Genomic DNA, 13,157 nt, shown 5'->3' with positions numbered 1-13,157 from the left:
CAAATCCCGAAAAAAGAAAAGGCGGCGCGGCCAGGCCGCGCCGCAAAAGAAGTCCGCTGCCGATCAGTGCGCGGACTTGGCCGAGTCGAGCGCCAGGTTCAGCGCCAGCACGTTCACGCGCGGCTCGCCGAACAGGCCGAACTGGCGGCCCTGGGTGTGGGCGTCCACCAGTTGCCGCACGGCGTCGGCCGACATGCCGCGCGCGTGGGCGACGCGCGCCACCTGATACAGCGCGGCAGCCGGGCTGATCTCCGGATCGAGGCCGCTGCCCGAGGCGGTGACCAGGTCCACCGGCACCGGCTGGCTCAGGTCGGTGCCCGCCGCCTTCAGCGCGTCGAGCCGGCCCTTGACCTGATCGGTCAGCGCCGGGTTGGTCGGGCCGAGGTTCGAGGCGCTCGAACCCTGCGCGTTGTACGGCATCGGCGAGGTGGCCGACAGCCGGCCCCAGAAGTATTGCGGCGCGTCGAACGGCTGGCCGATCAGCGTGGAGCCGACCACCTTGCCGTTCAGCTCGATCAGGCTGCCGGACGATTGCGACGGGAACACCGCCGCGCCGAAGGCCGTCATCACGGCCGGATACGCGAGGCCCGTCACGGCGGTCAGCACCGCGAACAGGACGACGAGCGGACGAATCATGGTTTTCATGGCGTAACTTCCTTATACCCAGCCGAGCGTGGCGAGCACGATGTCGATCAGCTTGATGCCGACGAACGGCACCAGGATCCCGCCGAGTCCGTAGATCAGCAGGTTGCGGCGCAGCAGCGTGGCGGCGCCGAGCGCGCGATAGCGCACGCCCTTCAACGCCAGCGGAATCAGCAGCACGATGATCAGCGCGTTGAAGATCACCGCGGACATGATGGCCGAGGCCGGCGTGGCCAGATGCATCACGTTCAGCGCGTTCAGTTGCGGATAGGTGGTGGCGAACGCGGCCGGGATGATCGCGAAATACTTGGCGATATCGTTGGCGATCGAGAAGGTCGTCAGCGAGCCGCGCGTCATCAGCATCTGCTTGCCGATCTCGACGATCTCGATCAGCTTGGTCGGGTTCGAATCGAGGTCGACCATGTTGCCGGCCTCCTTCGCGGCCTGCGTGCCGGTGTTCATCGCCACCGCGACGTCGGCCTGGGCCAGCGCCGGCGCGTCGTTGGTGCCGTCGCCCGTCATCGCCACCAGGCGCCCGGCCGACTGATGCTCGCGGATCGTCGCGAGCTTGGTTTCGGGCGTGGCTTCGGCGAGGAAATCGTCCACTCCGGCCTCGGCCGCGATGGCCGCGGCGGTCAGGCGGTTGTCGCCCGTCACCATGATGGTCTTGATGCCCATCTTGCGCAGTTCGGCGAAGCGCTCCTTGATGCCGCCCTTGACGATGTCCTTCAGCTCGATCACGCCGAGCACGCGCGCGCCCCGCTCGCCCAGGCGTTCGGCCACCACCAGCGGCGTGCTGCCCTTGCGCGCGACGTCATCCACCGCACGGCGCACGTCCTCGGGAAAGCGTCCGCCATGCGCTTCGACATACTGACGAATCGCGTCGGCCGCGCCCTTGCGGATCTCGCGCTCGGGCAGATCCACGCCGCTCATGCGGGTGGTGGCCGAGAAGCCGATGAAGGTGGCCTGCAACGCCGCCATGTCGCGCTGGCGCAGGTTGAAGCGGGTCTTGGCCAGCACCACGATGCTGCGGCCTTCCGGCGTTTCGTCGGCCAGCGACGACAGTTGCGCCGCATCGGCCAGCGCTTCCTCGGGCACGCCCGCGGCCGGCACGAATTCGGATGCCTGACGATTGCCGAGCGTGATGGTGCCGGTCTTGTCGAGCAGCAGCACGTCCACGTCGCCGGCCGCCTCGACTGCGCGGCCCGAGGTGGCGATCACGTTGGCCTGCATCATGCGGCTCATGCCGGCCACGCCGATCGACGACAGCAGCCCGCCGATGGTGGTCGGGATCAGGCACACCAGCAGCGCCACCAGCGCGGTGATCGTCACCACGTGGCCGGCGTTCATCGCCTGCACCGAGAAGATCGAGAACGGCAGCAGCGTGGCGGTGGCCAGCAGCATGACGATCGTCAGCGCGACCAGCAGGATGGTCAGCGCGATCTCGTTCGGGGTCTTCTTGCGCTTGGCGCCTTCGACCATCGCGATCATGCGGTCGAGGAACGCCTCGCCCGGGTTCGCCGTGACCTTCACGACGATCCAGTCCGACAGCACGCGCGTGCCGCCCGTCACCGACGAAAAATCGCCGCCCGATTCGCGGATCACCGGCGCCGATTCGCCCGTGATGGCCGATTCGTCGACCGAGGCCACGCCGTCGATCACCTCGCCGTCGGCGGGGATCACGTCACCGGTTTCGACCAGCACCACGTCGCCGCGGCGCAGGTCGCTGGCGGTCGTGATGCGCACCGGCGATTTCGGATGCGGCTCGTTGAGCTTCTTGGCCATCACGTCTTTCTTGGCGCTGCGCAGCGACGCGGCCTGCGCCTTCGAGCGGCCCTCGGCCAGCGCCTCGGCGAAGTTCGCGAACAGCACCGTGAACCAGAGCCACAGCGTGACGGCCAGGATGAAGCCGGCCGGCGCCTCGGCCTGGCCGGCGAGCGCCGCGATCCAGAGGATGGTGGTCAGCACGCTGCCGACGTAGACGCAGAACATCACCGGATTGCGGAACTGCGTGCGCGGCGTGAGTTTCTTGAACGAATCGACGATCGCCGGGCGCAGCAGCGCCGGGTCGAACATCGATCGTGTAGCGGAATGTTGATTCATTGTGATCCTCGATGGCATCGCGAACGATGCGCGGATTCCGACTTCCCGTTTCCTGTTGGCGGGCGGCGGGCCGGCGGCGCTTGCCGCGCGGCCCGACCTGCCCGATGCACGCTCAGCGCGTGCTCAATGCGAGTTGACGAACAGCATCAGATGCTCGACACCCGGGCCGAGCGCGAGCGCCGGCACATAGGTCAGCGCACCCACCAGCAGCACCGAACCGAGCAGCAGCACCACGAACAGCGGGCCGTGCGTCGGCAGCGTGCCGCTGGTCGCGGCGATGCGCTTCTTGGCCGCCAGCGAGCCGGCGATCGCCAGCACCGGCACGATCGTGCCGAAGCGCCCGAACCACATCGCGATCGCCGTCAGCCAGTTGTAGAACGGCGTGCTGACCGTCAGGCCCGCGAACGCGCTGCCGTTGTTGTTGGCGGCCGAGCTGAACGCGTAGAGGATCTCCGAGAAGCCGTGCGGCCCCGGATTGGCGATCCCCGCGCGGCCGGCCTCCGACAGCACCGCGAGCGACGTGCCCACCAGCACCAGCAGCGGCGTGAGCAGCACCACGATCGACACCATCTTCATCTCGAACGATTCGATCTTCTTGCCGACGTATTCGGGCGTGCGGCCGATCATCAGGCCCGCCACGAACACCGCCAGCAGCGCGAACACGAGCATCCCGTAGAGACCGGAGCCCACCCCGCCGAAGATCACCTCGCCGAGCTGGATCAGCAGCATCGGCACCAGGCCGCCGACCGGCGTCAGCGAATCGTGCGCGCCGTCCACCGCGCCGCACGAGGCGGCCGTGGTCGCGACCACGAAGATGCTGGTCTGGGCGATGCCGAAGCGGGTTTCCTTGCCTTCCATGTTGCCGCCCGCCTGCAGGCCGCTCGCGCCCTGGTCGACGTGCAGCGCCGTGAACTGCGGGTTGCCGCGCTGCTCGGAGGCCGCCTCGACACCCACCGCCGCCGCGAACGCCACCGTCATCGCCGCGAGCACCGCGACGCCCTGCCGGCGGTCGCCGATCATGCGGCCGAACACCAGACACAGCGCGGCCGGCAGGATCAGGATCGACAGCATCTCGATCATGTTCGAGACCGGCGTGGGGTTTTCGTACGGATGCGCCGAGTTGCCGTTGAAGAAGCCGCCGCCGTTGGTGCCGAGCATCTTGATGGCTTCCTGCGTGGCCACCGGGCCCAAGGCCAGCGTCTGCGTCTTCAGCGGCGTGGCGACCGTCACCGGGTTGCCCTTGTCGTCCTTGACCGGGTTGCCCTGCGCGTCGAGCTTCGGCGCCTGGTACGTGCTGGTCTGCAGCGTCGGCACGTCGGTGTAGGCGCGGAAGTTCTGGATCACGCCCTGGCTCATCAGCAGCGCCGCGACCACCGCCGACATCGGCACCAGCACGTACAGCGTCACGCGCGTCAGGTCGACCCAGAAGTTGCCGATGGTCTTCGCGGTATGACGCGCGAAGCCGCGGATCAGCGCGATCACCACCACGATGCCGGTGGCCGCCGACAGGAAGTTCTGCACCGTCAGGCCGAGCATCTGCGTGAGGTAGCTGACCGTCTGCTCGGGCGAATAGTCCTGCCAGTTGGTGTTGGTGACGAAGCTGACGGCCGTGTTGAACGCCCCGTCCACCGTCATCGGCGGGAACTGCTGCGGGTTGCCGGGCAGCCATTGCTGGAGGCGCAGCAGCGCGTAGAGCAAGAACATGCCGAGCACGTTGAACGCGATCGTCGCGAACGCGTACTGCTTCCACGACATCTCCGCGCCCGGATCGACACCCGCGATGCGGTACAGCACGCGTTCGAGCGGCCCGAACACGCGCACGACGCGCGACGAGCCGTCCATCACGCGGGTCAGATAGCCGGCGACGGGCACCGCCAGCGCCAGCAGCACGACGAGGAAGATCCCCGCCTGCATCAGATCGTTCGCGCTCATTCGATGTCCTCCGCGCGCAGCAGCGCGTAGATCAGATAGGCGAACAACAGCGCGGTCGACAGCCCCGCGAGCCATAGCATCCAGTTCATTGACGCCCCCCGCGACCATATTGCGAGAGCTTGTCGCACCCCGCGACGAGCGCAGCGATCAGCACTGAAAACAGTGCGAGACCACCGATATACAGCGCATCCATTGTTGTGTTCTCCGTGTTCCTGTTCGAACGGATGCAACGTTATGGGAATGCGCGTAAAGGGCAGGTCAAAGGTGGGCGGGCGGGTGTAAAAAACGCGTAAACGCGGCAGGCGCCGGGGGACGGCCGGAAAAGCGCGCGGCCGCCCTGGAGGCGGCCGCGGCGTGAAGCGGGGGGATGAAGCGGAGCGTTACGGCAGCAGGATCGTCGAGCCGGTGGTGCGGCGCGCTTCGAGATCGCGATGGGCCTCGGCCACGTTCGCCAGCTGATAGCGCTGGCGCACGTTGGTCTTGACCTTGCCCGAGATCACCGCGTCGAACAGCTCGGCCGCGCCGCGTTCGAGATCGGCGCGCTTGGCGATGTAGGTAAACAGCGACGGGCGCGTGAAGAACAGCGAGCCGCGCGAGGCGAACTCCTTCGAGTCGATCGCGGGCAGCGGGCCGGACGCGTTGCCGAAGCTGACGAACAGGCCGAGCGGCGCGAGGCTGTCGAGCGACGAAACGTAGGTGTCCTTGCCGATCGAGTCGTACACCACGGGCACGCCCGCACCGTTCGTGATCTCCTTCACGCGCTTGGCGAACTCGGGCTCGCGCGTGTAGACGATCGCGTGGTCGCAGCCGTGCGCCTTGGCCAGTTCGGCCTTTTCGTCGGAACCGACCGTGCCGATCACCGTCGCGCCGAGCGCCTTGGCCCACTGGCAGACGATCAGCCCGACGCCGCCGGCAGCCGCGTGAATCAGGATGGTATCGCCCGCTTTGACCGGATAGGTGCGGCGCAACAGGTATTGCGCGGTCAGGCCTTGCAGCATCAGCGAGGCGGCGTCCTCGTAGCCGATCGCGTCGGGCAGCTTGACGATCTTCTCGGCCGGCAGCACGCGCTCCTCGGCATACGAGCCGGGCGGCACGCCGGTGTAGGCGACGCGGTCGCCCACCTTCAGCGCGCCGACGCCCTCGCCCACCGCCACCACCTCGCCCGCGCCTTCCTGGCCGAGGCCGCCCGGCAGCGGTTGCGGATAAAGGCCGGTGCGGAAATAGACGTCGATGTAGTTGAGGCCCACCGCGTGGTGCTTCACGCGCACCTCGCCGGCCTTCGGTTCGCCGACCTCGACGTCGACCCACTTCATCACTTCCGGGCCGCCCGGTTGGTCGTAACGGATTGCTTTCGGCATGCGTCGTGCTCCTGAGTTGGATGTTCGGGGGATTCGGCCGTCTCGCGACGGGATGGGGGATTTTCGCGCGGCGGGGGAAATCGTGCTGGCGGCCGCTACGCCGGGAAGCGGCACCGGGAAGCCGCGTCATGTAAAGCAATGAATTCTTCAGACAAAACCATCAAGGCCTGCCCGCTCATGCCGTTAAGCACGGGTCGGCGCGCTCGTGCCGACGCGATGTGCAAACGTGCAGTCCACATAACTTGAAGAAAGGATCCGAGTCATGCGCATTTCCGTTGTCGCAACCCTTCTGCTCGCGCTGGCATCCACCGCACAAGCCGCGACTTCCATCACTGTCGACGGGCGGCAGAACTGCATCCAGAGCGCGCTCTCGCCAGGCGCCGCGCCCTATGGCACCGCCGCGACGTTCCAACTCTCGCCGGGCCGGTACGTGATGTCGCTGTCGGCGAACACCATGTCCTGCTAGTCCGGCGACTGCCCGATCAACACCGTGATCGTGCAGGGCGGTGTCCTCAATGCAAAATGGGGTGTGCCGGTGACCACCCAGCCGATCGTCGTGAATGTGGGCGGCAACGGCGCATCGACCCTGTACGGCTACACCTCCGACGATGTCTGCTCGGACAACACCGGCCAGGCCACGCTGCTGATCCAGCAGGCCTACTGACCGGCATCGGCATGCGCCGGGCTCGATGCCCGGCGCGTCACCTCACCCCAGCCGCCGCACCAGATCATCGAGCAGCACCCGCGCCGTCGCCACGTTGGTGGCCACCGGCACGTTGTGCACGTCGCACACGCGCACCAGCGCGTTGATGTCGGGATCGTGCGGCTGCGCGGTCATCGGGTCGCGCAGGAACACCACCATCTGCACGAGGCCCGAGGCCAGTTCCGCGCCGATCTGCTGATCGCCGCCAAGCGGGCCGGACAGCTTGCGCTCGACCTCCAGCCCGTGCGCGCTCGCGATCCGGCCGCCGGTCGTGCCGGTGGCCAGCAGCGTGCAGCGCGCCAGCGTGTCGCGATAGGCGCCCGTGAGCGCGACGATCTCGTCCTTCTTGGCGTCGTGCGCGATCAGCGCAATGCGGGGTGCATCCATGCGGGTCAATCCTCGTGGGTCGAAATGGGGCAACGGGCGGGCGCGGCGCGCGCTCAGAACGTGCCGGGGTAGGCACCGCCGTCCAGCAGCCAGTTCTGGCCGGTGATGTAGCCGGCATGCGCGCTGCACAGGAACGCGCAGGCCGCACCGAATTCGTCGGGCTGCCCGAGCCGGCGCGCCGGGATCTCCTGGGTCCGGCGCGCGCGCATCTCGTCGACGCTCTTGCCGGCCGCCTGCGCCGACGCCGTCAGCGTGGTCTTGATGCGGTCGGTGTCGAACAGGCCCGGCAGCAGGTTGTTGATCGTCACGTTGTGCTCGGCCACCTTGCGCGACAGCCCCGCGACGAAGCCCGTCAACCCCGAGCGCGCGCCGTTGGACAGCGCCAGCACATCGATCGGCGCCTTCACCGCCGAGCTGGTGATATTGACGATGCGCCCGAAGCGGCGCGCGATCATGCCGTCGACGGTGGCGCGGATCAGTTCGATCGGCGTCAGCATGTTGGCGTCGACGGCGCGGATCCAGTCGTCGCGCGAGAAATCGCGAAAATCGCCCGGCGGCGGGCCACCCGCGTTGGTGACGAGAATGTCGGGCTGCGGGCAGGCCGCCAGCGCCAGCTCGCGGCCTTGCGGCGTGGTGATGTCGCAGGCGACGGCCGTGACGTCCGCGCCGGTGGTACGGCGGATGTGTTCGGCGGTCGCGTCGAGCGTTTCCTGGGTGCGCGCCACGATCACGAGCTTCACGCCTTCGGCGGCCAGCGCCTGCGCGCAGCCGCGTCCGAGCCCCTTGCTGGCCGCGCATACGAGCGCGGTGCGTCCTGCGATTCCGAGATCCATTCGAGCCGGTTCCTTGCTGTCAGTGAGCGGCGTGAGCCGCACCGATGCGGCGGCCCGGCCGGCGCGGGCGGCCACCGCCGGCGAAACCGCGCCGCAGCCGCCCCGCGCCGCCGGCCGGGCCGCCGCGCGAGAGAGGTCGATAATATCCGGATCGCGCCGGCCATCTTCGGTAAACTTGCATCACCGCGCCGCGCGACACGCGCCGCTTCCCGATCTCCACGCACCGTTTTCCGCCGCCCGTCATGACCCAGGACAGCCGCTTTCCGAACCTCTTCATCCTCGATCACCCGCTGATCCAGCACAAACTCACCCACATGCGCGACAAGGACACGTCCACGCGCACGTTCCGCGAGTTGCTGCGCGAGATCACGATGCTGATGGGCTATGAAATCACCCGCAACCTGCCGATCACCACGAAACGGGTCGAAACCCCGCTGGTCGAGATCGACGCGCCCGTGATCGCCGGCAAGAAGCTGGCCATCGTGCCGGTGCTGCGCGCCGGCATCGGCATGTCGGACGGCCTGCTCGACCTGGTGCCGTCGGCACGTGTCGGCCACATCGGCGTATTCCGCGCCGACGACCACCGCCCGGTCGAATACCTGGTGCGGCTGCCCGACCTGGAAGACCGCAACTTCATTTTGTGCGACCCGATGATCGCCACCGGCTACTCGGCCGTGCACGCCGTCGACGTGCTCAAGCGCCGCAACGTGCCCGGCGAGCGGATCGCGTTCCTCGCGCTGGTCGCCGCGCCCGAGGGCATCCAGGTGTTCCAGGACGCGCATCCGGACGTCAAGGTCTATGTGGCCTCGCTCGATTCGCACCTGAACGAACACGCCTACATCATCCCGGGCCTGGGCGACGCCGGCGACCGCCTGTTCGGCACCAAGAACTGAGCCGCCGACGGCGGGCGCGCGCGCGGGCAAGGTGCGCAGGCGAGCCTGCGCGGCCGGCCGCCCGCGCCCCGCGCGACATCCCGGCCCGCCCGCCGCACGCCCTTCGTTTCGATCCTGCCCCGATTCTCCGCGCTCCGACACCCCGCCCTTTGCACGCAGACGCACCGGTACGGGTTGCGTCGCATGGTAAAATCGCGTGCTTCGCGTCCGGAGCCCGTCACGGGCGGCCCGGGCCTGCCGCCGGCATCGCGCGCGCAGGCGCAATCGCGAACCTACGACATCTCGCGGCTTCGCCCCACGGCGCACCGCAACACATCGCTTAAGACACGCCCGCCGGATCGCGCGGGCGACGGAGAACGGGTATGGCTGGTCATTCCAAATGGGCCAACATCAAGCATAAGAAGGCAGCGGCCGACGCCAAGCGTGGCAAGGTCTGGACGCGCCTGATCAAGGAAATCCAGGTGGCGGCGCGCCTGGGCGGCGGCGACGCCGCCTCGAACCCGCGCCTGCGTCTGGCGGTCGACAAGGCGGCCGACGCGAACATGCCGAAGGACAACGTCAAGCGCGCGATCGATCGCGGCATGGGCGGCGCGGACGGCGCGAACTACGAGGAAATCCGCTACGAAGGCTACGGCATCGGCGGCGCGGCAATCATCGTCGACACCATGACCGACAACCGCGTGCGCACCGTCGCGGAAGTCCGTCACGCGTTCTCGAAGTACGGCGGCAACATGGGCACCGACGGTTCGGTCGCGTTCATGTTCGATCACGTCGGCCAGTTCCTGTTCGCCCCCGGCACCTCCGAAGACGCGCTGATGGAAGCCGCGCTCGAGGCCGGCGCGGACGACGTCAACACCAACGAAGACGGCAGCATCGAAGTGCTGTGCGACTGGCAGGCGTTCTCCACGGTGAAGGACGCGCTGGAAGCGGCCGGCTTCAAGGCCGAGCTGGCCGAAGTCACGATGAAGCCGCAGAACGAAGTCGAATTCAGCGGTGACGACGCCGTCAAGATGCAGAAGCTGCTCGACGTGCTGGAAGATCTCGACGACGTGCAAGAGGTCTACACGAACGCGGTCATCGGCGACGAATGAACGCGAACCGGCCCGTCTTTCGGGTGAAAGGCGGCCACCGCCCGGTACCGCGGCCGGCCCGCTCGATGCGCGCCGGCCGCCCCATTTTCTAGTCTGCGGGGATTCCCATGAAATTACTCGTCGTCGGTTCCGGCGGCCGCGAACATGCGCTCGCCTGGAAACTCGCCCAGTCGCCGCGCGTTCAGACCGTCTACGTCGCGCCCGGCAACGGCGGCACCGCGCAGGACGCGCGCCTGAAGAACATCGATCTGACCTCGCTCGACGATCTGGCCGATTTCGCCGAAGCCGAGCAGGTCGCGTTCACGCTGGTCGGCCCGGAAGCGCCGCTCGCGGCCGGCATCGTCAACCACTTCCGTCAGCGCGGACTCAAGGTGTTCGGCCCGACCCGGGAAGCGGCCCAGCTCGAAAGCTCGAAGGATTTCGCCAAGGCGTTCATGAAGCGCCACGGCATCCCCACGGCCGAGTACGAAACCTTCACCGAAGCGGCTCCCGCGCACGCCTATATCGACGCCAAGGGCGCGCCGATCGTCATCAAGGCCGACGGCCTGGCCGCCGGCAAGGGCGTGGTGGTGGCGATGTCGCTGGAAGAAGCGCATGAAGCCGTCGACATGATGCTGTCGGGCAACAAGCTCGGCGACGCCGGCGCGCGCGTGGTGATCGAGGAATTCCTCGACGGCGAGGAGGCCAGCTTCATCGTCATGGTGGACGGCAAGCATGCGCTGGCGCTGGCTTCGAGCCAGGATCACAAGCGCCTGCTCGACGGCGACCGCGGCCCCAATACGGGCGGCATGGGGGCCTACTCGCCCGCGCCGATCGTCACGCCGCAGATGCACGCCCGCGTGATGCGCGAAATCATCATGCCGACGGTGCGCGGCATGGAAAACGACGGCATCCGCTTCACCGGCTTCCTGTATGCGGGCCTGATGATCGACAAGGACGGCAACCCGCGCACGCTCGAATTCAACTGCCGCATGGGCGACCCCGAAACCCAGCCGATCATGGCGCGCCTGAAGAGCGATTTCTCGAAGGTCGTCGAACAGGCGATCGCGGGCACGCTCGACACGGTCGAGCTCGAATGGGACCGCCGCACCGCGCTCGGCGTGGTGCTGGCTGCCCACGGCTACCCGGATTCGCCGCGCAAGGGCGATCGCATCAACGGCATCCCCGATGAAAACGGCCATGCGGTCACGTTCCACGCCGGCACGACCTACGATGGCGACAAGCTCGTCACGTCGGGCGGCCGCGTGCTGTGCGTGGTCGGGCTGTCGGATTCGGTGCGCGGCGCGCAGCAGGCCGCCTACGACGCGATCAACCAGATCAACTTCGAAGGCATGCAGTACCGCCGCGACATCGGCCATCGCGCGCTGAACCGCAAGCAGGGCTGAACCCGCTTGGCCGCCGCCCGGTGCGCATGCGCCGGGCGGCGTTTTTCATGGTGCGCCGCCCGGCGCCGGGGCACCGAGGCCGGAAGGTCTACAATCCCGGCAATCGGCGCCCGAGCGAAACGCGCGAGCCGCGCCCTCTTTCCCAAGTCATGACCACCGAATCGAATTTCGACGCGAACCGCGTACGTGCCTATCTCGAAGGCCTGCAAGCCCGCATCGCCGACGCGCTCGGCGCGTTTGACGGCGCCCCGCTCGCGACGCACGCGTGGCGGCGCGGCCCGGAAGAGCGCCTGCGCGGCGGCGGCTGCACGCGCATTCTCGAAGGCGGCCGGTTCTTCGAGCGCGCCGGCATCGGTTTCTCGGATGTTTCCGGCGACGCGTTGCCGCCGTCGGCCAGCGCGGCGCGCCCGCAACTGGCCGGGCGCGGCTTCGAGGCGCTCGGCGTGTCGCTCGTGCTGCATCCGCGCAACCCGCATTGCCCGACCGTGCACCTGAACGTGCGCATGTTCGTGGCGACCAAGGCCGGCGAGGCGCCGATCTTCTGGTTCGGCGGCGGCATGGACCTGACGCCCGTGTACGGCTATGAGGACGACGCGCGCCATTTCCACGCGGCCTGCCGCGATGCGCTGGCGCCGTTCGGCGATACGTATTACCCGAGCTTCAAGCGCTGGTGCGACGAGTATTTCTTCCTCAAGCACCGCAACGAAACGCGCGGCATCGGCGGGATCTTCTTCGACGATCTCGCGGAGCCGGGCTTCGAGCAGTCGTTCGAGATCATGCAGGCGGTGGGCGATGCGTTCCTCGGCGCCTACCTGCCGATCTGCGAGCGCCGCCGCGACACGCCTTACGGCGAGCACGAGCGCGAGTTCCAGGCTTACCGGCGCGGCCGCTACGTCGAGTTCAACCTGGTGTTCGACCGCGGCACGCTGTTCGGCCTGCAAAGCGGCGGCCGCACCGAGTCGATCCTGATGTCGATGCCGCCCGCCGCCCATTGGCGCTACGACTGGCAGCCCGAACCGGGCACGCCGGAAGCACGTCTTTACAGCGATTTCCTGGTGCCGCGCGACTGGCTGTAAGCCGCGCGCCCATCATGAACCCTAAGCCCTGACCGCAAGCAAAGGACGCGTCCTGGACACTCAAGCCCGACCGAACCCGCTGCCGCACCGGGTCGCCATCCTCGGCGGCACGTTCGACCCGATCCACGACGGCCACCTCGCGCTGGCGCGGCGGTTCGCCGACGTGCTGGCGCTGACCGAACTGGTGCTGATGCCGGCCGGCCAGCCTTACCAGAAGCGCGACGTGTCGGCGGCCGAGCACCGGCTCGCCATGACGCGCGCCGCCGCGCCGTCGCTGGCGCGTCCCGGCGTGACCATCACCGTCGCGCCGGACGAGATCGAGCACACCGGCGCGACCTACACGGCGGAAACGCTGGCGCGCTGGCGCGAGCGCGTCGGTCCGCACGCCTCGCTGTCGTTCGTGATCGGCGCCGATCAACTGGTGCGGCTCGACACCTGGCGCGATTGGAAATTGCTGTTCGAACTGGCGCACGTGTGCGTCGCCACGCGCCCGGGCTTCGACCTGAGCGCCGCGCCGCCCGTGGTGGCCGCCCAGATCGAGTCACGCCGCGCCGATGCGGCGGCATTGCAGTCCAGCCCGGCCGGCCGCGTGCTGGTCGATACCACGCTCGCATTCGATATCGCCGCCACCGATATCCGTACCCACCTGCGCGAGTGCATCGCGCGCCGCGCGCAAGTCCCCGACGCGGAGGCCGAGCACGTCCCGGCCGCCGTCTGGGCCTATATTCTTCAACATCGTCTCTACCATTCCTGA

The 13,157-nt window shown here is 68.2% G+C and carries 14 protein-coding genes; 7 read left to right on the top strand and 7 right to left on the bottom strand.

What is annotated here, in order from left to right; all coding sequences use genetic code 11:
- Positions 1–63: 63 nt before the first annotated feature.
- The 5 genes from kdpC to AB4851_RS21230 form a co-directional block, all read right to left on the bottom strand.
- The gene (kdpC, locus tag AB4851_RS21250; RefSeq protein ID WP_414451351.1) at positions 64–645 is read right to left on the bottom strand and encodes a potassium-transporting ATPase subunit KdpC; all 582 of its coding nucleotides are present in this window, start codon (positions 643–645) and stop codon (positions 64–66) included.
- 12 nt (positions 646–657) lie between these two features.
- A complete protein-coding gene (kdpB, locus tag AB4851_RS21245; protein ID WP_414451350.1) occupies positions 658–2,745 on the bottom strand; it encodes a potassium-transporting ATPase subunit KdpB in 2,088 nt (695 codons plus the stop codon).
- 123 nt (positions 2,746–2,868) lie between these two features.
- Complete coding sequence (gene kdpA, locus AB4851_RS21240; protein ID WP_414451349.1) at positions 2,869–4,677, bottom strand: potassium-transporting ATPase subunit KdpA; 1,809 nt, start codon at positions 4,675–4,677, stop codon at positions 2,869–2,871.
- Complete coding sequence (gene kdpF / locus AB4851_RS21235) at positions 4,674–4,766, bottom strand: K(+)-transporting ATPase subunit F (RefSeq protein WP_206130663.1); 93 nt, start codon at positions 4,764–4,766, stop codon at positions 4,674–4,676. Before kdpF ends, kdpA begins: the two co-directional genes overlap by 4 nt.
- Before the next feature lie 291 nt (positions 4,767–5,057).
- A complete protein-coding gene (locus AB4851_RS21230; protein ID WP_414451348.1) occupies positions 5,058–6,035 on the bottom strand; it encodes a quinone oxidoreductase family protein in 978 nt (325 codons plus the stop codon).
- Between the two features lie 262 nt (positions 6,036–6,297).
- Between AB4851_RS21230 and AB4851_RS21225 the strand changes: the two genes are divergently transcribed.
- Positions 6,298–6,501, top strand: a complete 204-nt coding sequence (locus tag AB4851_RS21225) for a hypothetical protein (protein ID WP_414451347.1) — start codon at positions 6,298–6,300, stop codon at positions 6,499–6,501.
- A 69-nt stretch (positions 6,502–6,570) separates the two neighbouring features.
- Complete coding sequence (locus AB4851_RS21220) at positions 6,571–6,699, top strand: hypothetical protein (RefSeq protein ID WP_414451346.1); 129 nt, start codon at positions 6,571–6,573, stop codon at positions 6,697–6,699.
- 42 nt (positions 6,700–6,741) lie between these two features.
- On the opposite strand, the gene AB4851_RS21215 is transcribed toward AB4851_RS21220, so the two are convergent.
- Both AB4851_RS21215 and AB4851_RS21210 read right to left on the bottom strand, forming a co-directional pair.
- Positions 6,742–7,125 carry a methylglyoxal synthase gene (locus tag AB4851_RS21215; RefSeq protein WP_414442675.1) on the bottom strand — a complete coding sequence of 128 codons (384 nt, stop codon included), beginning with the start codon at positions 7,123–7,125 and terminating at the stop codon, positions 6,742–6,744.
- Positions 7,126–7,178: 53 nt separating this feature from the next.
- A complete protein-coding gene (locus AB4851_RS21210) occupies positions 7,179–7,958 on the bottom strand; it encodes an SDR family oxidoreductase (RefSeq protein ID WP_414451345.1) in 780 nt (259 codons plus the stop codon).
- A 242-nt stretch (positions 7,959–8,200) separates the two neighbouring features.
- On the opposite strand from AB4851_RS21210, the gene upp reads away from it, so the two are divergent.
- The 5 genes from upp (at position 8,201) to AB4851_RS21185 (ending at position 13,157) form a co-directional block, all read left to right on the top strand.
- Positions 8,201–8,851: a uracil phosphoribosyltransferase gene (gene upp, locus AB4851_RS21205; protein WP_414442677.1), complete on the top strand. Its 651-nt coding sequence runs from the start codon at positions 8,201–8,203 to the stop codon at positions 8,849–8,851.
- Between the two features lie 362 nt (positions 8,852–9,213).
- Entirely contained in the window at positions 9,214–9,942 is a 729-nt protein-coding gene (locus AB4851_RS21200; RefSeq protein ID WP_414451344.1) for a YebC/PmpR family DNA-binding transcriptional regulator, read from the top strand.
- Positions 9,943–10,049: 107 nt separating this feature from the next.
- The gene (gene purD, locus AB4851_RS21195; RefSeq protein WP_414442679.1) at positions 10,050–11,327 is read left to right on the top strand and encodes a phosphoribosylamine--glycine ligase; all 1,278 of its coding nucleotides are present in this window, start codon (positions 10,050–10,052) and stop codon (positions 11,325–11,327) included.
- Between the two features lie 149 nt (positions 11,328–11,476).
- Positions 11,477–12,403, top strand: a complete 927-nt coding sequence (gene hemF, locus AB4851_RS21190; RefSeq protein ID WP_414451343.1) for an oxygen-dependent coproporphyrinogen oxidase — start codon at positions 11,477–11,479, stop codon at positions 12,401–12,403.
- A 28-nt stretch (positions 12,404–12,431) separates the two neighbouring features.
- On the top strand, positions 12,432–13,157 hold the full coding sequence (locus AB4851_RS21185) for a nicotinate-nucleotide adenylyltransferase (protein ID WP_414451908.1): 726 nt from the start codon (positions 12,432–12,434) through the stop codon (positions 13,155–13,157).

It is taken from the genome of Burkholderia sp. 22PA0099, from assembly GCF_047497165.1.
GTDB lineage: Bacteria > Pseudomonadota > Gammaproteobacteria > Burkholderiales > Burkholderiaceae > Burkholderia.
The sequence above is the reverse complement of the archived record's forward strand: the minus strand, read 5'-3'. Positions and strand labels throughout refer to the sequence as shown.